Genomic DNA, 21,998 nt, shown 5'->3' with positions numbered 1-21,998 from the left:
ATGACTTATACTGCTATTTCAGCAGTGGTTCCCAATGCCTTCATCAGAAGTTTTACCACCAATTGATTTTCTTCCTTTGTTCCAATAGTGATACGAATACACCCAGCTAAGGGACCTTCTTCCCCAAAATATCTAACCAATACTTTATTATCTATTAAAAAATCATTAACTTCCTTAGCCTTTTCCAACCTACACAAAATGAAGTTGCCATAGCTCTTAAATATCTTTGTGTTTGGAATATCTCTTAGCTGAGATGTCATAGCTTCCCTTTCCTTAATAATTTCCTCTATTGCTTGAGCCATCATTTCCTTGTTTTCTAAGCATATTTTTGCAGCTGCTTGGCTTAAGCTAGTAACATTGTAGGGGGGCTTCACCTTATATAAAATCCCCATCAATTGTTTGGAGGCGGCTCCATAGCCTACCCTAGCTCCCGCTAAGCCATAACCCTTGGACAAAGTTCTTAAGACAATTAGATTTGGATAATAGTTTACTAAATCTATCACAGATTCCCCATAAAACTCATAATAGGCCTCATCCACCACCACAATGCCCTTAGCAAACTCTATCATCTTAATGATTTGCTCCCGCGGTATAATTCCACCGGTGGGGTTGTTAGGATTGGTAAGAAAGATTACCTTAGGCTCTTCTTCTCTAATGGCCTTCATAAAGCTATAAAGGTCAAAGGTAAAGTCTTCTCCTAGGGGCACTTCAACAGTAGTTCCCCCTGCAACCTGAGTTGTAATCTTATACATCCCGAAGGTTGGCGTATGGGTTAGAATTTTATCTCCTGTTCCAATAAAGGCATTGATAATGATAGAGATTAATTGATCAGAGCCACAACCCATCATAAGCTGCTGAGGCGCCAAATAAAGCTCTTTTCCCAACATATTTCTTAATTCACAGCAATCAGTATCGGGATATTGATTTACCTTTAATCCCATAATAGCCTTTGCCAGTTTTTGATTTAATAAATAAGCTAGATTATTATTTTCATTGGCATCTAACTTCGCTACATTTTCATATTCTTTTATTTCATAGGGTACTAGGCTTTTTATATTTTCCCTCACTAGCGTATTCATCATATTATTCAAACCTCACTTTAATAGAATTTTTGTGGGCGGTCAAACCCTCTGTCTCTGCTAAAGTCATCACTTCATTCTTTACCTTTTCTAATGCCTTTTGATTATAATAAATGACACTAGATTTCTTTATGAAATCCTCCACAGATAGTGGAGAATAAAATTTCGCTGTACCGCTGGTGGGCAATACATGATTAGGTCCTGCTAGATAGTCCCCTAATGGTTCTGGAGCATAGTGACCTAAAAAGATAGCACCAGCATTTTTCACCTGATCCAATAGCTCAAAGGGCTTCTCTACACATAGCTCTAAATGCTCTGGTGCAATCTCATTGGATAGATCTATCGCCTCTTCTAAGTCCTTTACTAAAATAATCTTTCCATAGTTGATTAAAGATTTTTCAACAATGCTCTTTCTCTCTAGTTTAGCTGTTTGCTTTGCGACCTCTACTGCCACAGCCTTTCCTAAGTCTTCACTGGTGGTGATAAAAATAGCAGAGGATAATTCATCATGTTCCGCCTGTGACAATAAATCTGCCGCCACATATTTAGGATTAGCAGAAGCATCGGCAATCACCAAAATCTCGCTGGGACCTGCAATCATGTCGATATCTACATAGCCATAGACCTCCCGTTTAGCAGTAGCTACATAAATATTCCCTGGCCCTACAATCTTATTGACCTTAGCTATGGTGTTTGTTCCATAGGCTAGTGCCCCTATGGCTTGAGCTCCTCCTACCTTATAGATCTCTTCAATTCCCAGCTCCTTTGCCGCCACCAAAACCCCAGCAGCTAGCTTTCCTTCTTTATTTGGAGGGGTCACCATAACAATCCTCTCCACCCCCGCTACCTTAGCAGGAATAGCATTCATTAAAACTGAGGATGGATAAGCAGCTGTACCACCTGGTACATAAATCCCTACACTGGCGATGGGGGTAATCTTCTGCCCCAGCATGGTTCCCTCTGATGAGGTAAACCATGAATTCTGTCTCTGTTTTTCGTGATAGTCGGTTATATTATCAATAGCCAAGCGAATCGCCCTTAAAAACTCTTCTGATACCAGCGAATAGGCTTCATCTACTTCCTCCTCTGTTACCTTCAATCCCTTTGCACTCAAATCTATTCCATCGAACTGCTTTGTATATTCCAGCAGCGCTTGATCCCCTGTCACGCTTACTTTATCTAAAATCGTCTGGACAGCATCCTGATAATCCTTAAAATCTACCGTACCCCTCTCCTTTAATTCCTTTAGAAGGCGATCCTTTTCTGGTCCCTTCAAATCCATCGTCTTCATCATCTTTAGCTCCCCCTAGTTCACTTTCTTTTCAATTAAGTCAATGATGGTGGTAATTTCTTTTTTCTTGGTTTTATAACTCACTTTATTTAAAATCAATCGAGCACTGATATCTGCTATATCCTCCAGTACCACCAGTCCGTTTTCCTTTAAGGTTTTTCCTGTCTCAACAATATCTACAATGATATCTGATAATCCCATTAAAGGAGCTAGTTCTACAGAACCCTCTTGTCGGATAATTTCCACCGACTGTCCTTTTTGTGCAAAATGTTTTCTTGTGACGTTGGGATACTTGGTGGCCACACGAAGATGCTTCTTTCCATTGCCAATCACAGGTTTCCCCGCTACAGAAAACTTACACCTCCCGAATTTTAAGTCCACTACCTCATATAGCTGCCATTCCTGCTCCATGAGTACATCCTTGCCTACGATTCCCATATCCACCACCCCATGCTCCACATAGGTAGGGACATCCATTCCCTTCAGTAAAATCACCTCTATATTATGTTGCGGTAGGAAAAATACAAGCTTCCTGCTATCTTCCTTTAGTTCCTTACAATCGATTCCTATTTCCTCTAAAAGTTCAATGCTATATTTAGCCAGTCTCCCCTTAGTCATAGCAATTTTTATTGTTTCCAACCTATAAACCCCCTAAATCCTCAATGATTTCTACATTTCCTTTTTCATCTATTTTCATCACTTGATCTATATTTCTTCGTTGAACATACTCTATCAAATCCTTTGTATTTTTCAGAAGGCTAACTTCAACGATGTAACCTTGTTTTCTCAAGGCTTCTATCACAGCTGCCGTTGTTCTACCCTTACCCTCCTCCAATAGAAGGATATGTTTTTTCTTTTGTACACTTAAGTTTTCTTGTATTTTTAAAGCTTTTGTTATCTTATTTACCACAAAGGCAAAGCCAGTGGCTGGGCATTCTATGTCAAAATCCTCCAAAAGCCTATCGTAACGACCTCCACTTAATAGAACAACCCCTAAATCCCTTGTAAATCCCTTGAAAATTACACCGCTGTAATATTTCAAGGTAGTCACCATTCCTAAATCCAATGATATGTACTTACCTAAGCCATATCCTTCAATCATCTTCCATACCTTTTCTAACTCCTCTATCGCTTCTATCATGGTGATTGTTAGGGGAAGATTTTTCACCTGTTCCAGTACCTCTCTAGGCTCTCCAAAAAGCCTTGGTAGTTCCTTTAATATGGTTTGAATGGATTCCTCTATAGGCAGTTCTTCTATCAGTCTATCTAAGGCAATAAAGTTTTTATTTTCCATATGATAAACAATGGAGTTCTTTTCTTCCTCTGCGATCTTCATAGGCTCCAGTATTCCCTTTAATAATTTAATTTGGCCTATATCAATCTGAAAGTTCTCTAATCCTAGATGCTTTAAGCTTTCTATGGCAGTAATAATTACCTCTGCATCAGCTCGATAGGAGGCTACACCAAAAAGCTCTACTCCTGCCTGCCGAAACTCCCTCTTCTTTCCCGCCTGTTCCTCATCTATACGAAATACATTTTCCACATAACAAAGCTTTAAGGGATAAATAAAATCCTTCATCTTCGTGGAAATCATTCTGACGATTGGAACAGTACAGTCAGGCCGTAGTACCAAAATACTTCCATTGGTATCAATCAGCTTAAACATTTTATCCCCATTGCTGGCGAGATAATCCTTAGAAAAGAGATCATAATACTCTAAGGTGGGGCTGCTAACCTCCATATATCCTGATTTGATGAAGTTTTCCATCAATGTATCTTCAATATGCCTACGGTAAATACAGTCATCAATCAATAAATCCTGTACCCCCTCCGGCAACATTACCCTTCTTGATTGCATTTTTTCGTCCCCCAGTTTAATAATTTATTGCTTTAATTGGATAAAGCGTTAAATTGATATCTGACATTTATTTTACCCCCCCTCCCCCTTCTTGTCAAGTGAAAAAAAGAGATTTTTTTGTATTTTATAAGTACAAAATCTCACTAATAATAAAGACCCTTTGTTCTGAGGTTGTATATTTATCTAAAAAAACAAAGGCATCTTCTTTTATAGAAAAATGCCTTTGTTAAAAATATATATTTTACACATTAGTTTAGTAACCTTTTTGGCTATTTCTTATTTTTTGAAGATATATCAACCCAAACTGCTATTAGAAGTATCATTCCTTTTACAATAAACTGCCAAAATGGCGGAGTGTTTAATATACTCATACCATTATCTATACTTGCCATCACTAGAGCACCTACCAAAGCTCCACCTACTGAGCCCGCTCCCCCCATCATACTGGTTCCACCAATAACACATGCGGCTATAGCGTCTAACTCGGCATTTGTTCCGGCAGAAACAGATGCTGCATTTAACCTGGATGTAAGTAAAATACCAGCTACCGCAACTAACATACCATTTACCACATAAATAATAAGCTTTGTTTTACTTACATTAATTCCTGAAAGTTTTGCCGCTTCTATATTCCCACCAATGGCATAGATTCGTCTACCAAATACTGTACTTAAAGAAATACATCCAAAAACTCCCCCCAAAACCAACATGATAAAAACCGGCAAGGGAATTCCTCTGTAACTATTTAGAACTACAGTAAATACAATGACCAACGCCGCTATCCCCACCATTTTTGCAACTTCTTTTTTCATTGAAGGGACTTCCAGACCATGCTCTATCTGAGACTTCCTTACTCTTAACATCATAAAAATGCTCCCACAGATAACAGCAGCAGCAATTAAATATCCCATTGCTATAGGAAGATATAATTGACCTACAGCTCTTAAACCACTACTTAAGGGAGCTATTGTTAACCCTTTGCTAATACCTATAAGCAACCCTCTAAATACAAGCATGCCCGCTAAGGTGACAATAAATGAGGGAACTTTTTTATAGGCTACCCAGTATCCATTCCATAGACCAAATATTGCTCCTATCAACAAGGTTATTATGATGACGATAAAGGCATTTAATTCAAACCATACATTTAATATTGCAGCAATCCCACCTAAAAGTCCCAATAAAGAGCCAACAGATAGATCTATTTCTCCTGAGATGATAACAAAAACCATTCCAATTGCCAACACCCCAGTTGTAGACATCTGCCTTATTAAGTTAGAAATATTTCTAGCTGTTAGAAAGTTTCCCTTTGTAGCTATTGCGAATATTACCCATATTGATATTAATGCAATGATCATCGTATACATTTTTGCATCAAATTTTGTTTTATTCAGTGAAGACTTTTTCTCTGTAATTTTGGTATGATCCATTTTCTACCCTCCCAATAGCAGTTCCCATGATCATTTCTTGTGTTAAATTTTCATTAGTAAATTCTCCCTTTATTTCACCTTCATGCATAATCAGTACTCTGTCACTTATACCTAATATTTCCGGTAACTCTGATGAAACCATGATAATAGAAATCCCTTCTTTTACTAATTCAAAAATTAATTTGTATATTTCATATTTAGCACCCACATCTATTCCTCTAGTAGGTTCATCCAAAATGAGTATCTTAGGTTCAACTAAAAGATTTTTTGCAATGACCACCTTTTGTTGATTTCCTCCGCTTAAATGTTTGACCGGCAGATCCATCTTAGGCGTTTTAATTTTCAAATTTTCTATATACTGTCTTACGTCTCTGATTTCCTTTGCCTTATTAACAAAATTAAAGGAGCTTTTGTATTTTGATATATTAGAGAGAGAAATATTTTTTTGTACTGACATCATGCTAATGATTCCGTGATTTTTTCTATCCTCTGGTACCATCGCTATACCATTTAATAGTGCATCAATAGAATTCTTAATTACTATTTCCTTACCCTCCATTTTTATCGTTCCTTCTTTTTGCCCTTCATATGTTCCAAATATACTGGAAACTAATTCTGTTCGTCCGGAACCTACTAGACCAGCTATTCCTAATATTTCTCCCTTTCTTAGTTTAAAGGAAGCACTTCGCACAATTTTTTTTGCAGAATTGCTGGCATCATACACATTAAAATCGTTAACCTCAAAGAACACTTCACCAATATTATGGGGAATCCTAGGAAATAAGTCCTTTAACTCTCTTCCTACCATCATGTTTATAATTTTATTTTGGTCAAGATTATGAATTTCTTCAGTTTTAATACATTTGCCATCTCTTAAGACAGTTACATTATCTGCTAATTCTAATACTTCATTTAGCTTGTGAGAAATATATATACAGGTTACCCCTTTTCTTTTAAGTTCTTTCATGATATTCATTAGTATTTTTACTTCTATTTCCGTAAGAGAAGCAGTCGGTTCATCTAAAATAAGTAATTTTGCGTTTTTTGATAAGGCCTTTGCTATTTCTATTAATTGTTGTTTTGCAATACCTAAATCTCCTACCTTAGTATGAGGATTAATATCAAGATTCAATTCGTCTAATAACTCATAGGTTTTTTTATAAATTTCATGAAAATTGACAAATCCATACTTATTAGGCTCACAACCCATAAATATGTTTTCACTAACTGAAAGATTTTTCACTAGAGAAAGTTCTTGATGAATGATGGCAATCCCCAGCTTTTCTGAATCTCCAATGTCATAGAATTCCACCTCTTTGCCTTCAAAAACAATAGCCCCTTCATAAGTACCCACTGCATATACACCACTAAGAATTTTCATCAGCGTCGACTTTCCAGCACCATTTTCCCCACATAAAGCATGGATTTCTCCGTTTTTCACTTTAAAATTCACATCATCTAATGCTCTTACACCAGAAAAACTTTTAATAATTCCCTGCATCTCTAAAATATATTCACTCACTTATTTCACCAGCCTAACTTTAAGTAATCCAAGAGATTTATATAAAGTGTGAAGGGAAGTTCCCTTCACACTCTTACTACTTAATTATTGTGGCCATTGATCTTGTGGTAGGTTTTTGTAAACATCCTCTACCTTGTGGAATCCATCCTTTATTATTGTATCTGCCATATTATCTTTGTTTACAGATACTGGTGTCAACAGAATAGAATCTACATCTTTTTGTCCATTATTTACTTTAGAATCTGGAGTAATACTATCGCCCTTTATCATTTTTATAGAAAGCCTAGCAGACTCTGTTGCTAAATTCTTAATAGGCTTATAAACCGTCATGGTTTGTGTGCCTTCAACAATTCTTTGGCACGCTGCTAAGTCAGCATCTTGACCTGATATTGCAACTTTTCCATCTAGTCCTTGTGCAGTAAGAGCCTGAACAGCTCCACCTGCAGTACTATCATTAGAGGCAACTACAGCATCAACCTTGTTATTGTTGGCTGTTAATCCATTTTCCATGATGACAAGTGCTTCTTCTGGCAGCCAATCCTTGGCCCACTGATCCCCCACAACAGTAATATCTCCTCCATCCACGTAAGGTTGTATCACATTCATTTGTCCTTCTCTAAACAATTTCGCATTATTGTCAGTTGGTGAACCACCCATTAAAAAGTAGTTTCCTGCTGGAACTTCTCCTACAATAGCTTGTGCTTGCAATTCTCCAACCTTTACATTGTCAAAGGATATGTACATATCTAAATCAGAATTCATAATCAATCTGTCATATGCTAAGACTTTGATACCGTTAGCATGGGCTTCTTCAACAATAGGTCCCATCACTTCCCCATTATTTGCTATGACTACCAACAAGTCAATGCCTTGAGAAATTAGATTTTCACACTGTGAGTATTGCAATTGTGCATCTCCATTAGCTGATTGAACCAATACAGTGGCACCTAATTTTTCAGCTTCTTGCACAAAATAATCTCTATCATGCTGCCATCTTTCTAATCTAAGGTCATCGATACTGAATCCAATTACAAATTCTTTGTCTTCGGTGGTTTTCCCAGATCCTGCTGCTTCCTCTGGCTGTCCTTGTTGCCCACATCCTATTAAAGCAAGACTTAGAAGTGTAAAAACTAACATAAAACACAAGATTTTTTTCACAAATAATCCCCCTCTAAATTTATTTTTATGTTATTTAATTTAATTTAAGCCTTTTTTAATAAAGCTTTTCTTGAACTCTGCTTATTTCTCGATAGCCTTCTTTAAACACTTGATACAAACCCTAGAAAACTCGAACCATATGAAATCGTTTGCCTCCATAGAGGACTATTAACTCCCCCAATTAATCGTACCTTTTTATCTAATCACCTCCATTTTCTTATTTCCATATTTGAATAAAGCAAATTCTTTAACGGTATTAGTGAAGCCCCCAGTAAAGAAGCATTTTTATTTAAATCAGAAAATAGGAGTTTTGTTTCAATTTCGTTGTAAAAGGTATTGGAGGTAAAAACTTTTTTTCTCATAAGGGGGAGAAGTACATGTTTATATTCACTAATTTTACCTCCAATTACAATATATTTAGGATCTAATCCTAAGATAATGTTTTGAATACCCCTAGCTAAATACTCCAAATAGCTATCTAATGTATTACAGGCAGCAGCTTCTTTTTCTTCATATTTTTGAAAAAATTCATGGATATCCTGTACGTTATGTTTAGATACTTCATTATAAGCGGTAAGAAGTGCTTTTTCAGACCCATAAAGCTCCCAGCATCCTACTCTTCCACATTGACATTCTTTCTCTGCACTTCCTATTCTCATATGTCCAAATTCACCAGCCCGATGATTGGAACCCTTGTAAAGCTCACCATTCATAATAATTCCTACACCTAAACCCTCTGTTATAGAAATATATATACTATTAGACTTTTCCTTTGGCAGACTTCCTAAAATAGATTCTCCATAAGCAGCTGCATTCGCTTCATTTTCAATATAAATGGGATAATCAAACACATCTGAAAAATCATGGAAATCAATATTTTTCACACCTAAGTTTGGTGCCATTTCTAAAATCATTTTTTCCTTATTTACTGTGCCAGGGATAGAAAAGCCTACGCCTGTCAATTGCCAGTCTTTTATATTATTTTTTTCTAACATATCCAAAATATATGTTTTTATTTTGTTCATAATCTTTGTCATATCCTTCAGACCATCTAATTCAAATTCTGCTTCTGCTCTTATTTCTGTAAACAAATTTGTTAGTATGATTCTTACTTTTAATGGAGAAATATCTACCCCAAGAGAAAATCTTGAATCTGGTACTAGTTTTACCAAAACCGGTTTTCTACCGCCTGTTGATTCTGCTACTCCTGATTCAGTAACCAATCCGTCCTCTATGAGCTTGCTTAAATTGTTTGTAACAGTAGGTATACTCAAATGACTGATTGCTGCTATATCATGTTTTGTGAGTTCTCTGTGCTTGTATAAGATTTGTATTATTTTATTTATATTTGAATCTGCAATTCTAGATCTGTCCATAGAATGTAATTTTAGCATTTTATCACCTAATTTATAGTAAATTTGTATTTTTTATCTTAGTCCATTTCCAGGATATAGGAGTTTAATATAGCTTCTAGCATTTCCTGTCTTCCGGATTGTAACTTGATTTCATTAAGCTTTAGTGCATAATCATATAATTCTTCCAATCCTACTTTCCCTTGTACAATTTTTTCGCCTATCCCAGTTTTATAGCTACTATATCTTTTTTCAATAAATTCTTCTAAAACTCTGTCCTCAAATAATCTAAATGCTACCTTCAATCCTTTAGCAAAGGTATCCATACCTGCTATATATGCATAAAGTAAATCTTCAACTTCGAAAGAAGTTCTTCTTACTTTAGCATCAAAATTTAGGCCTCCTAGAGTCAATCCTCCATTTTTTAATACTTCATACATAGCTAATGTAGCATCATAAATGTTTGTTGGAAATTGATCTGTATCCCATCCAAGTAACAAATCTCCTTGATTGGCATCAATGCTTCCTAGCATATTATTTATACGAGCTGTATGTAATTCATGTTGAAAGGTATGTCCTGCTAGTGTAGCATGATTTGCTTCTATATTAATTTTAAAATCTTCTTCAAGTCCATGTTTTCTTAAAAATGCGATAACCGTGGCTACGTCAAAATCATATTGATGCTTCGTAGGCTCCTTTGGTTTTGGTTCAATCAATAGCTGCCCTTCAAATCCTATTTTCTTTTTATAATCCACTACCATTTTTAGAAACTTTGCTAAATTATCTAATTCTAAATCCATATTGGTATTTAATAGGGTTTCATAGCCTTCTCTTCCGCCCCATAATACATAATTTTCACCTTTGAGTCGATGAGTTATATCCATTGCTTTTTTTACCTGAGCCCCTGCAAATGCAAAAACATCAGCACTACAAGAGGTTGCTGCCCCATGCATGAATCTAGGATGACTAAAAGCGTTAGAAGTACCCCATAGAAGCTTAATCTTAGTTTTTTTCATTAATTCTTCTATATATTCAGTTATTATATCTAGTCTCTCATTGGTTTCTTCAAGGGTTGCAGCCTCCGATACTACATCCCTATCATGAAAGCAAAAATATGATATGCCTAGTTTCTCCATAAGCTCAAAACCTACTTCAACTCGAGCCTTTGCAATTTCTATATCATTTTCTAATTCATTCCAGGGACGCTGTAAAGTCCCTTGTCCGAAAGGATCTGTTCCATCTCCCGTTAATGTATGCCAGTAACTCATAGCAAATCTTAAATGTTCTCTCATAGGTTTATCCCCGACGATTTCCTCGGGGTTGTAATATTTAAAAGCCATAGGGTTTCTAGATTTTTTACCCTCAAATGCAATTTTATCAATTCTCTTAAATATTTCCCTCACCTTATTTCCCCCTTATATGATCCAGAATTTTCTGTATTTAATAAAATATTAGCACTATTTGAATGCTTTTGCAATAACTTTTTAAAAGTATTTTAAAAAGTGTTCAAAAAAAATTAATCCTCTACATTATTTATAATTCATAGAAGGATTTGATTTGCAATTGTCGAAAAGTATTTAATAATAAATAATCATTTCTCTATGTTAAGTAATAAATCCTTCATGAATGTATACAGTTTTAGAAAATATGAAGGCTGATTTAAATGCTAAGGAGGTATATTTGATGATTACAAAAAGCTTTGATGCTGAAAAAAGGGCTGCTAAGACAGTAGCTGAATTGATGGTGGCAGCGGCTAGAACTGCTCCAAAGGGAAAAGGAACCGATAATTTGGAGATCATTATCGTAGAGGGAGATTCTAAGGACAAGCTATCAGCTGAAATGCGTACCATTGCAGAAAGAGAAGGGATCCCCTTCTTTAATAGAGATGCTGGCAATGTAGATCATTCCCATGTGTTAGTTGTCATTGGTACAAAGATCGGTCCTTTAGGGGTACCCTACTGTGGCTACTGTGGCTTTAAAAACTGTAACGACAACAGGGCTAATCATGGTATCTGTGCCTTCAATACAGGGGATTTAGGAATCGCTATTGGTTCAGCTGCATCGGTAGCAGCAAATCATCGCTGTGACAATCGTGTTATGTTCTCTGCTGGAAAAGCCGCTTTAGATCTAGGCTATTTCAGTGAAGATATAAAGATCGCCTATGGCATCCCATTGTCCGTATCAGGTAAGAGCCCTTTCTTTGATAGGGGCTAGACTGAAATCGAGGTTAAGGTCAAGTAAAAACCCTAAGGGCATAAATCCTTAGGGTCTTCTTTAAGTCGTGGGGATGAAGAATCTTTAAAGTCTTCTAAATACTTAGATTCTTCGTCAAGGCTCAGAATGACAATCTTGCTTTCTTACTGCATTATTTGACTTTTTCAACAGTCTTATATATTTATAAATAGTATGGAAAAGTACAATCTATTCTATATATCTATGAAATAAACCTCCTGAAGACTTCAGGAGGTGATTCTATCTTTTATAGTCTATTGAGATGTTTATATTTTAATTTTCTCCAAGCTCTGATTCCTTTAATGTTTTATTAGGAAATAGCAAGCTTAATACTACTGTGCTAACACAGGCCACCATCACAGAAATATAGGTTTCTGTCAGATTAGGATGAATAGGAAATTGACCATAGATACTCTTATAGCTTACCCAGATAAAGCCCACCGCAGTGGTAATCAGCATAGCAGCAATGGCACCTCTCGTGGAAGTTTTTTTCCAGTAAATTGCAAATAGCAGCACTACAAATAGGGATCCCCGTATCGTATAGGCAAAATACATCATATCCAATATCGTTGTACTACCGTACATCAACAATGCTATGAACACACATACAATTCCCGAAATACCAGTAACGATTCTAGAAACCTTTAAAATTTCTTGATCAGTAGCTTCTGGCTTTAGCTTTCTCTGATAAATATCCTTGGTAATCATCGTGCCACAGGCCAGTATAACAGGTGATACCGTGGACAATATAGCCGCTAAGATAGCAGATAGAACAATGCCTCCAACGATGGGCTGTTGACTCATCATCAAAGTTGGTAGTGCCAGTTTGGCATTAGCCAAATCAGGGAACTTTACCTTAGCCGTCATCCCCAACAGAGCAGTAAGAATACCAAAGGGACCTACCACCAAGGAGGTAATAATAGCAGCCCGTTTTGCCACATTTACATCCTTAGCCACCAAGATTGGCTGTATAGCTGCTTGAGCAGTACAGGCCCCAAGGATAGAAGCAATGATCCATGAGGATACCCTGGACATCCCTATATTGGTCCAACTGAAATAGCTTTCTGGCAGAGTCTCCCTTAATACTGACATTCCACCTATATCTCCTACAGCAAAGGACAGTGACAATATTATACCTCCATACATTGCGATGAGGTGGATTATACTGGTATAACTTATGGCCATCATTCCTCCTGCCAAGGTGTAGATAATAAATCCTGTTCCAAGAATAATAACCGAAACGTTAAAGTCCAACCCCAATACCGATACCCCTAGCATAGCAGCAGCTATGACTTGGGCTGTTCCCACAGCAATCATAACAAAGGTCAATAAAATGCTGGAAACAATTCTTGCATCTACACCGATAAACTTTTCTATAATTCCCGGTACCGTAACCGTCTCTAGGCTCCTATAAAGCTTTGCAAAAAACAGGGCCAACACACTGATTCCTATACCATTAGCAATGGTAAACCAAGCTCCTGACAAACCATAGCTGTAACCATACTCCGCCACACCAGTGGTAGATGTCCCGCCTAACCACTCTCCCGCTCCTATTGTTACACACATGAGAACACCTAATCCAACTCCGTGGAAGCAATCGGAAGACACAGATTTCCTTTTCGCAACCATTCCAATTGATATAGTAATTAAGAAATAAATAGTAATGATCAGTAACTGAATTGCCATCAGTATCTTCTCCCATTCTTAAAGATATTTATTCGTTCAGCAAAGCAAACTATATTTTCTTGTCTCCTTACTATATATTATCTTTCCAACAAAAAAATCCTTCTTAGGGCCATAGATTTCCGGTAATTTTATATAGAAGTCATAATTGGCGTTATGAAAGAATAAATTTTTTTTAAAGAAAAATTCTCCCTTACAACGGCCTTTACATTATAATAGTATTATCAGGAAAAACAACAGGAGGTTAGCCCTATGAAAAAGTTTCTTTTGATTTCTGCTATAACTATTATTTATTTTTCCTTTCGGATTGTTAGTGTTATTGCTGGTAAGTAACCCTTAAATTAACGTTAAAAGATAGGGAAAAAATCTTTTCTTCTATCTTCTAAAAGCTCCTCAATACCTCCATCAGCTCCTCAGAGCTGATCTTGGATAGCATCGTCTCTCCTGGTTGTATGACGGCTTGGATCATTTCTTTTTTCTTTTCCTGCAGCTTAAATATTTTTTCCTCGATAGTTCCTTTGGTAATAAACTTCATCACCTGCACCTTGTTTTTTTGCCCAATACGATAGGCTCGATCTGTGGCTTGCTCCTCCACTGCAGGATTCCACCATGGATCAAAGTGAATCACTGTATCGGCTCCAGTTAAGTTTAATCCTGTTCCCCCCGCCTTTAGGGAGATAAGAAACACCCTGCCTTTTCCTTCGTTGAAGGTCTGCACCATTTCTCCTCTTTCCTTCATAGGGGTACTTCCATCTAAATAGTAATAATCAATATCAGCTAGCTTTAATCTCTCTTCAATAATCTTTAGCATGCTGGTAAACTGAGAAAACAACAGGATTCGATGCCCGCTTTCTAAGGAAGTGGCCATTACTTCCTCCAGAAGCTCCATCTTTCCGCTATTGCCTTCATAATTCTCTATAAATAAAGAAGGATGACAACAAATTTGTCTTAATCGCATTAATCCTGCTAAAATTTTGATTTGACTTTTTTCAAAGCCCTTCTCACGAATTTCTTCTTCAATTTCTCCCTTAATTTCCTTTAAATAAGCCAATTACACCTTCTTCTGCTCCGCTGTTAGTTCCGCCACCATCTTGCTTTCAGTTTTCTCCGGCAGTTCCTGCAACACATCCTTTTTTAGCCTTCTTAGTACAAAAGGTTTTAGCAATTTTCCTAAATCCCTTAAAGCTTTCTCATCCTTATCCTTAATTATAGGAACTTCAAAATGTTTTTTAAACTTATGCTGTGAGGATAAATATCCCGGCATCACAAAATCAAAGATAGACCACAACTCAATTAGCGCATTCTCAATGGGGGTTCCCGTTAATGCGAATCGATGGGTTGCTTTAATATCCTTTACAGACTTTGCATTTTGGGAAGAAGGATTTTTAATGTGTTGGGCTTCATCTATAATACAATACCGAAAACTGTAGTCTTCATACAGTTCTATATCTCTTCGAAGCAAGGGATAGGAGGTCACTACAATGTCATAATCATGAAGATTTTTTAATATCTCTTCCCTTTCTCTTTTGTTCCCTGCTACTGCAATGGCTGAAAGCTCTGGTGTAAATTTCTCTATCTCCCCCAACCAGTTATAGACCAAAGAGGTGGGCGCCACGATTAACGCAGTCTCTTTACCCTTCTCTTCCTTTTGAGATGAAAGATAGCTTAGTATTTGCAAAGTCTTTCCTAATCCCATATCATCCGCTAAAATTCCTCCGAGACCATAATGGCTCAATATCTTTAGCCAGCGGAATCCCTGATGCTGATAATTTCTTAATATTCCCTGCAGCTGTTGAGGCACCTCATACTCTACTTCTTCAAATTCCTTAACATCCTCAACAAATTTTTTAAAGCTTCTATTTCTCTTTATAAAATCTAAGCCATTATCCTTTAGAAGCTCTTCCACATAAAGACCTCTAAACTTAGGAATTTTTATGATCTTTTCCTGGATATCCTTTTCCGTTATATCCAACTGCTGCATCAGCACCTCTATCCCTGATAAAGCCTCCTCTTCTAGGGGAAGAAAGGATCCCTCCTTTAACCTATAATACTTTTTCTTTTCCTTCAAAGATTTTAGTATATCTCTAAGTTCCTTATCCTCTATACCTTCTATGCCAAAATGAAACTCTAGTAAATCCTCCTCAGTGTTTAGACGAATACCACCCTTGATGCTGGAGGTTTTTTTGATTTCCATCGCCTTAAAATCTTCGGAATAGTAGACGTCAGAAACCTGCTGCAGCTCTTGAAAGCCCTTTTGCAGCATTTCAAAGATTTTTCCCTCTTCCTCTAAATAGATCTCTTCATTCCTTACCTTAAATTCATTCTCCTCAAAAAAATCAATGACTTGCTTTTCCTTTTTAAAATTCCTCATTAAAATTCGTCGTTTCTCATCTTCTTTTGGATTAGCTGAGAAGGGGTTTACTATCATATCTCCATAAATCCATTGGAGTCTTGCCTTTATTTCGTTATCCTTTTTATCAAAATAGACTTCTCCTTGAAAAGGTGGCTTGTAGAGGGATTTTTCTAGTCTTTCCCCTATTTTTACTGGAGCAATTTCCTCCATGATAGGATAAACCTCCGAAAGAAAACTCTCCTCCTCCTCTTTTGATACCCTTAATGATATATTTTGACCTTTACCCAATAAGGAAAAGAATGGCATTAACTTCTTTTTTTGGTCCTCAAAAACCCGACAAACCCCCTGCTTAGTTAAAAAGTAATCCCATTCTGGAACTAATGGTAACAATACTCCCTTCTCTTTAACATTTAACACCATGGTCTCCCCTGATTGATCCAGTTCAAAGGAAATGGGAAGATTTCCTTCATAAATCCATAAGGTAGGGTGTTTACGTCCTAAAATATCAGCTTTGATACCACCCCGCAGAAAGAAATTTCCTTCCTTGGCTATATGAAAAAACCTCTTTAATGTTTTGGAGCTCAATGCCACCTGTTTCCCATGAAACAACCTACTGGAGGAGCTTCCATAATAATTGCTATGGGTGAATGTATCATGCTGATAGATTTCTTGGATTAAATCTATGATTTTTTCATCCTCCTCATGAAATTTATGGAGCATGGGATCAAAGGTGAACTTCTTACCAAAATATATTTCCTCATTTTCATGGAACTTTGCCATAAACTCCTTTAAATTTTTCACAACATAAAGCCGATCACTTCCTATTCTCAGGCTTAGATAAGAAGCTAGGCACCCTTTATTATCATAATCCCTCTGTACCTCATAGGTAACCTCTAGCTGAACAGGGGTTTTATCCTCCTGCTGAAGATTTCTAAAATATTCTAAAATCTCTTGTGCCTGTGACTGAGGAATTCTTCTTTGAAATCTTCCCTTTTCGTTCTTCTCTTTAATCGTTAAAAGAACTGCCACAATATGTTTGCAATAGCCCCAAAAACTGTCATAAGCAGGACAGGTACAGCTGGCTTCTAGAAATTTCCCATGGGAATCAAAGCTTGCCTCTACCTGATAAAGGTAGCTCCCCTTCACTTTTCCTTGAAAATGATGATCTTTCGGATGAAACAGCAGCTCCACCACTCTATTCTTCTTATAATAATCCTTTCCCTTGTAATAGGTTTTAGAATCACTGACAATGTCTTCAATTAACGCTTCATCTATCTGGAACATAGCTCTACCTCATTTCCTCTAACAAACTTCTCTTAGTTTTTACTGTAGCATAAATTTCATACAAATGCCAGATTACAGTCGTGTAGATAGCTATCTAACAATTCCTATCTATATAGATGTTTGTTCCTATAACTAAATATCCCCTTGTCACTTTTCCTGCAATAAAAAAACCTCCTAGAATTACTTCTTAGAAGATTTTTTATGTCAAACAAAACGTTCTTTTATCTTTTTTTAGTTATTCATCAGTTGTTCATCTAGTAATACTGTAACATTTAAATTACCGTTTCTAGAACGGATTTCATCCATGAGGTTCTTTTCCTCGTTAATTCCTTTACTACGAATGGAATACACCAGCTCAAACATGGTCCCTAAACTGGTGGTTCTAATGCTCATTAAGGAATACTCCTCTAGGTGCTCCTCTAATATGTCATCAAATAATCCTTCAAAGTTTAGATTTTCTGGTACCATAATCTTAAGAATCTTTTGTTTTCCATCCCTCGCTCCAAAGTCCATGTAATGTAAAAGAAAAATCAATCCACATAAAAGGATTACAAAGACAAATGCCGGTAAAAACAATCCTGCTCCAGAGGCTAACCCTGCTCCTAACACAAAGAAGATAAAGGCGATATCCCTTGGATCCCCAATGGTACTTCTAAAACGGATGATAGACAAAGCTCCTGCTAAACTGAAGGCCCTAGCAATGTTGCTGCCGATGGCTACAATGACGATGGCAATGACCACTCCTACGATAATCAAAGTATGGGCAAAGGTTTGGGAGTAAAATTTCCCCTTGTAGGTTTTTATATAGGTATAGGAAATCATCACACTTAGAATGAAGCTAATAAAGATAGTGATAATTACTTCCCTCATGGTTGTTATGGTTCCTATTTCGTTAAACATAAATATGTCATTAATACTCTGTATCACTACTGCAACCCCCTATATGATATTCTTCTCTCTAAGTACCACTTCAGTACCCTCATAGCTATTGGAATATTTGGAGAAGCTTTGCATAGCACATCGGAACTCGCTGAGTGTCCTAGCCAGCCATAAAGGCATTCTACCCTGCAGCTTTACCTCTAAAACAAAGATGTTAGGATCCACATATAGCTCCCCATCGCTGCCATTCTCCAAACGGAAGTTGTATTCCCGCTTTCTCAGGTTTTTATCAAAGGTGATCCGAATACTGCTATCTTCAATGGCTTGAAAGGCCTGACGTTCATAGCACAACACTACTTTTGGTATCACTCTATAAAAATTCTTTATAAAATCTATTTCCTTCAATATTTGATGGTTGGAAACCTCAAAGGGAAAAGAGCTTCCCACAGGCACCTTTTGGGCTAAGAACCCATAGGCATCCTTCAATTTCATCAAGGTTCTGCGCTTATTTACAACCTTATTGTGTTTTTGTTTGATTTCTAAAAATGCCCAATCATTCAAGGAAGTCCTGTTGTAAGTCCTCATTCTAAGCTTTTGTCTAAAGGACTGTCCTAACATTTTCTCCTGATGAAAAAGATGATCCTCTGTATCATAATAGATATTGGATACTGTATAATAGCCCTCTTGGTCTCCATTAGCATCTATAGAAAGGTGAGGCCTTAAGGTCTTTAGTAGCTCTGTATAGGTATCATAGGTAATCAAATATTTTAGCTCATATCGGTTAAATACTTCTTTTTCCAAAATAGGCCCTCCCTTCTAAAAGTCTCTAGTCTTCTTCAAAAATCTCTATGCATTCCTCTATGGTTTTTGCTTTTCCCGACTCTACATACTTAACAAAATGTTGTATAGCACTAGAATACCAGTATTTTTGCGGCACAATACAGTTTGTCTCCAGTTGTTCAAGGTTTGTATTTACCTTATCTTTCCATTGTGCTATTTGTGGCATCTTTTTATACAATTGAAACATAAAATAAATACCGTTGATACAAATCTGCCATCCCAGCCAAGCCAATAATATCCATCCTCCATAGGGCATCCCCTGCTTAAAAAGGATATATAGCATTACTGTAGCTGCTAGGTTGTATTTAAAGGGTACTGGATAAGGAACCTTATAGGCCTTTCTCAGCTCCCACTGCAGTCTTTCCGTTTCTTCTATTTGCTGAAGAGATACCTCCAAGCTCTTTATCATAGATTTTACACCATCTCTAGTGCCTTCTTCCTTCGTCATAACATCTACTCCTTATATATATCCAGAGTCTTAGAACTGCTCCTCATAGAATATAGTTAACACAATATTAACATATATAGTATAACACCGCTATCTCTTAGAGTAAAGTCTGCATTCCACCTACACCATTATATACCTTTTAACTCCTTTAAATAAAATGAGACTTAATTCAAAATAGCTGTGCCTCCTATTGGATTGTAGCCCAAGTTACTTCGAGGATATAGTGCTTGATCTCCGACTAAATAAGCAAAAGTGCAAGACCAAACAGGACATTTAATAAAAGGTGCAGAGGTAAATTCTAGTATCATGGAATTTACTCTTGCAAATAGAATTTAAAATTTCACTTTAGTATTAAATTTTCCATTTAAGGCATTAGAAAATTTTTACATTTTATGTAGAACATACGTTCTATTTGTGCTATAATAAAAGGAGCCCTTGATTCGGAAGGAGTTTTTATTCCACTAAATTGTAGCCAAATTTATTCCAAACACTACACCGAAGGGGAAAATTTTTCACTGCTACAGAAGAAAAAAACAGGAGTTGATATATTTGAAATCCATCGAAAAAATATTAGATGATAAACAACAGCTAGCTGCTTTAATTCCATTTTATGAAAAGGACTTAGGTAATGCCACAAAGTTACTGTTGACAAGTGGTCAAGAGATCCTTTACCCACACTCCATAGATGCTGCCCTAAAAGCTCTGTGCAGTTACTATGCCCTACACTTAAGGCTGCTTCGTCGAAAGCAACAGAGCCTTCTAAACTGTAAATACTATACCCCTTTACCCATACATAAAGAATTACTATTGTTTCCCATAAAAACTAGAGTCCCTAAGATCAAAAACGATTCCTCCATCGGCTACATCAATTACCTTCAAGTGAAGAAGGTGGATTATTCTCAATCTGCAATCCAACTAAACAACGGCCAGACCATCTACAGTCTAAATACACCCGGCACCTTGAAAAAACGCTACAACCAAGTACTCCTCTCTGCTAAATACTATGAGGAAAATCATCCATCAGAAGCCTATGTGTCAGAAAGCAGGGTAGAGTACCTCTACCCTCTTACTAAGCGGGATATGGAGCCATTGGTGAGAGAATTAACCAGCATAAGAAACATGCTAGCAGCTCTCCTTACACTTCCTGCAAAAAAATAGAGTCTACTCCTCATGAGTAGACTCTATCTATATGATTTTTTTCTCTACACCTTCACCTGCAGTAGTATTGTTTAAAATAAGTTAAGTGACTGGTGTTATTCTATTCTAATTTATGAACGCTGATATATTTTAACCCCGTCTCTCCTAATGTTATCCAATAGTTCTTTAGTTGTACTTTCCTTTATCATTACAATATCGAATTTATAAATACAGTTAATCTCATTAATATCTACAGCAATAGTGCTGCTTCTATTTCCGTCTTCCACAAACAGTGCTATATCTATATCTGAATAATCCTTAAAATCTCCTCTGGCTCTAGACCCAAAAATATATGCGTTTACAATATTCTCATCCGTAGAAAGGATATAAACAATTTCATCAAGAATCTTTTTGTTTATGCCAAACATCATACTTATATCTCCTTTGATATTGTTTTAAAAAGCTCTTCTAAGAACCCATAATGTTTTTCTTTTATTCTTGTATAGATCTCTAGGGCATCTTCTTCATTATAGGTATGACTTGTAATGTTTCTATCTGTCAACATTTGAATCCAACCTTCACCATTATCTATAATTCCCGCTTGGAAAGCTTCTTTAAAGGTATCTCTAGGTGTTCTTACCTCCGTCAGCCCTTTGTACCCTAAAAAAGTCTTCATTAATTTCCAAGCTAATTCATAAGTAAACTCAAATCTTTGAATAGCTGCATCATATATATAAGAATGATCTGGTGAAACCCGTAATATTTCCTTTAGCCTATCAAGTGCCTTTTTATAATTTGATAATTTTTCTTCTACCTTTTTTCGGCTATACATATATACCTGCTCCTTCTCTTATTTCTTCTATGTTTATATTATATCATTTAGCAAAACCTATATACAATAAGAAAAGGCCTTGGCGACACGGCAAAAGCATGAATACATTTTATTCCAAAATCCTCAAAAGAGAATTTTTTAAAAATGCCATTGCAGCATTTGTATTGTGGTAGGCCTTGGTTTGTCATGAAATGTATCCCGGTAGTAGTAAGAATTAGTAATAAATATTCCGAGAATTTCCCTAAGTGTGCTTTTGTACTCGTGTTAACCAGGTAGTCCGGCTAAGGATATACCCAGTATCTTATTAAAATCTATTGTAGCTTCCCGAAGTTAATTGAAAATATATACTCAAGGTAGTCCTCATGCAGAGAAGCTATAAACCTTCTTCTCTTTAGACTTTTTTTAGGATGCCTTTTTGCATCTTTTTTTACCATATTCAGGGTCAGTCTTTTTAATAATGCAAGATTTTGTGGAGCATTCCCTGTCCTTGTTTTATTGGCATCTTCTCTAAATGTTACATCTAGGCTCCAATGGGTACTTTCAATCCCCCAATGTAATCTTACTCCCCTAGCATAATCCTCAGCTGTATCTACACTAGCAAGGTGATATGCTCGTTCTTC

The 21,998-nt window shown here is 36.6% G+C and carries 19 protein-coding genes and 1 pseudogene; 2 read left to right on the top strand and 18 right to left on the bottom strand.

Features of this window, described 5'->3' with window-relative positions:
• Positions 1-5: 5 nt before the first annotated feature.
• The 9 genes from hisC to xylA form a co-directional block, all read right to left on the bottom strand.
• Positions 6-1,082 (bottom strand): histidinol-phosphate transaminase, encoded by a 1,077-nt coding sequence (hisC, locus tag CHB72_RS14830; RefSeq protein ID WP_089283669.1) that lies wholly within the window; start codon positions 1,080-1,082, stop codon positions 6-8.
• Position 1,083: 1 nt separating this feature from the next.
• A complete protein-coding gene (hisD, locus tag CHB72_RS14825) occupies positions 1,084-2,373 on the bottom strand; it encodes a histidinol dehydrogenase (protein WP_089283668.1) in 1,290 nt (429 codons plus the stop codon).
• A 12-nt stretch (positions 2,374-2,385) separates the two neighbouring features.
• Positions 2,386-3,009 carry an ATP phosphoribosyltransferase gene (hisG, locus tag CHB72_RS14820; protein ID WP_141131437.1) on the bottom strand — a complete coding sequence of 208 codons (624 nt, stop codon included), beginning with the start codon at positions 3,007-3,009 and terminating at the stop codon, positions 2,386-2,388.
• A 1-nt stretch (position 3,010) separates the two neighbouring features.
• Positions 3,011-4,228 (bottom strand): ATP phosphoribosyltransferase regulatory subunit, encoded by a 1,218-nt coding sequence (gene hisZ / locus CHB72_RS14815; protein WP_089283667.1) that lies wholly within the window; start codon positions 4,226-4,228, stop codon positions 3,011-3,013.
• 269 nt (positions 4,229-4,497) lie between these two features.
• Positions 4,498-5,658: a sugar ABC transporter permease gene (locus CHB72_RS14810; RefSeq protein WP_089283666.1), complete on the bottom strand. Its 1,161-nt coding sequence runs from the start codon at positions 5,656-5,658 to the stop codon at positions 4,498-4,500.
• Entirely contained in the window at positions 5,615-7,180 is a 1,566-nt protein-coding gene (locus CHB72_RS14805; protein WP_089283665.1) for a xylose ABC transporter ATP-binding protein, read from the bottom strand. Before CHB72_RS14805 ends, CHB72_RS14810 begins: the two co-directional genes overlap by 44 nt.
• A gap of 84 nt (positions 7,181-7,264) precedes the next feature.
• Positions 7,265-8,338 carry a D-xylose ABC transporter substrate-binding protein gene (xylF, locus tag CHB72_RS14800; RefSeq protein WP_242975145.1) on the bottom strand — a complete coding sequence of 358 codons (1,074 nt, stop codon included), beginning with the start codon at positions 8,336-8,338 and terminating at the stop codon, positions 7,265-7,267.
• A 203-nt stretch (positions 8,339-8,541) separates the two neighbouring features.
• Complete coding sequence (locus CHB72_RS14795) at positions 8,542-9,732, bottom strand: ROK family transcriptional regulator (protein WP_089283664.1); 1,191 nt, start codon at positions 9,730-9,732, stop codon at positions 8,542-8,544.
• A gap of 38 nt (positions 9,733-9,770) precedes the next feature.
• A complete protein-coding gene (xylA, locus tag CHB72_RS14790) occupies positions 9,771-11,093 on the bottom strand; it encodes a xylose isomerase (RefSeq protein WP_089283663.1) in 1,323 nt (440 codons plus the stop codon).
• Between the two features lie 280 nt (positions 11,094-11,373).
• Here xylA and CHB72_RS14785 point away from each other — a divergent pair, with 280 nt between their 5' ends.
• Entirely contained in the window at positions 11,374-11,904 is a 531-nt protein-coding gene (locus CHB72_RS14785) for a ferredoxin domain-containing protein (RefSeq protein ID WP_089283662.1), read from the top strand.
• A 291-nt stretch (positions 11,905-12,195) separates the two neighbouring features.
• Here CHB72_RS14785 and CHB72_RS14780 read toward each other — a convergent pair whose 3' ends face one another.
• The 6 genes from CHB72_RS14780 to CHB72_RS14760 all read right to left on the bottom strand — a co-directional run bounded on the left by CHB72_RS14780 (position 12,196) and on the right by CHB72_RS14760 (position 19,409).
• Positions 12,196-13,608 (bottom strand): sodium:solute symporter family protein, encoded by a 1,413-nt coding sequence (locus CHB72_RS14780; RefSeq protein ID WP_089283661.1) that lies wholly within the window; start codon positions 13,606-13,608, stop codon positions 12,196-12,198.
• A 379-nt stretch (positions 13,609-13,987) separates the two neighbouring features.
• On the bottom strand, positions 13,988-14,656 hold the full coding sequence (locus CHB72_RS27385; protein WP_242975144.1) for a DEAD/DEAH box helicase: 669 nt from the start codon (positions 14,654-14,656) through the stop codon (positions 13,988-13,990).
• Positions 14,657-17,242, bottom strand: coding sequence for an SNF2 helicase associated domain-containing protein (locus CHB72_RS14775; RefSeq protein WP_242975143.1), 2,586 nt, complete (start codon positions 17,240-17,242; stop codon positions 14,657-14,659).
• Between the two features lie 231 nt (positions 17,243-17,473).
• Positions 17,474-18,169, bottom strand: coding sequence for a DUF4956 domain-containing protein (locus CHB72_RS14770; protein ID WP_242975142.1), 696 nt, complete (start codon positions 18,167-18,169; stop codon positions 17,474-17,476).
• A 12-nt stretch (positions 18,170-18,181) separates the two neighbouring features.
• On the bottom strand, positions 18,182-18,922 hold the full coding sequence (locus CHB72_RS14765) for a polyphosphate polymerase domain-containing protein (RefSeq protein ID WP_176431395.1): 741 nt from the start codon (positions 18,920-18,922) through the stop codon (positions 18,182-18,184).
• Positions 18,923-18,947: 25 nt separating this feature from the next.
• Entirely contained in the window at positions 18,948-19,409 is a 462-nt protein-coding gene (locus tag CHB72_RS14760; RefSeq protein WP_089283659.1) for a hypothetical protein, read from the bottom strand.
• Positions 19,410-19,958: 549 nt separating this feature from the next.
• Here CHB72_RS14760 and CHB72_RS14755 point away from each other — a divergent pair.
• Positions 19,959-20,567: a hypothetical protein gene (locus tag CHB72_RS14755; RefSeq protein ID WP_089283658.1), complete on the top strand. Its 609-nt coding sequence runs from the start codon at positions 19,959-19,961 to the stop codon at positions 20,565-20,567.
• A gap of 110 nt (positions 20,568-20,677) precedes the next feature.
• Here CHB72_RS14755 and CHB72_RS14750 read toward each other — a convergent pair whose 3' ends face one another.
• The 3 genes and pseudogenes from CHB72_RS14750 to CHB72_RS26645 form a co-directional block, all read right to left on the bottom strand.
• Positions 20,678-20,977: a nucleotidyltransferase domain-containing protein gene (locus CHB72_RS14750; protein WP_089283657.1), complete on the bottom strand. Its 300-nt coding sequence runs from the start codon at positions 20,975-20,977 to the stop codon at positions 20,678-20,680.
• A 2-nt stretch (positions 20,978-20,979) separates the two neighbouring features.
• Positions 20,980-21,378 (bottom strand): nucleotidyltransferase substrate binding protein, encoded by a 399-nt coding sequence (locus CHB72_RS14745; protein ID WP_089283656.1) that lies wholly within the window; start codon positions 21,376-21,378, stop codon positions 20,980-20,982.
• Positions 21,379-21,689: 311 nt separating this feature from the next.
• Positions 21,690-21,998: pseudogene (locus CHB72_RS26645) on the bottom strand (ISAs1 family transposase); the annotation flags it as partial.

This window comes from Anaerovirgula multivorans, assembly GCF_900188145.1.
Lineage (GTDB): Bacteria > Bacillota > Clostridia > Peptostreptococcales > Natronincolaceae > Anaerovirgula > Anaerovirgula multivorans.
This window is presented reverse-complemented; position numbering and strand designations above follow the sequence as displayed.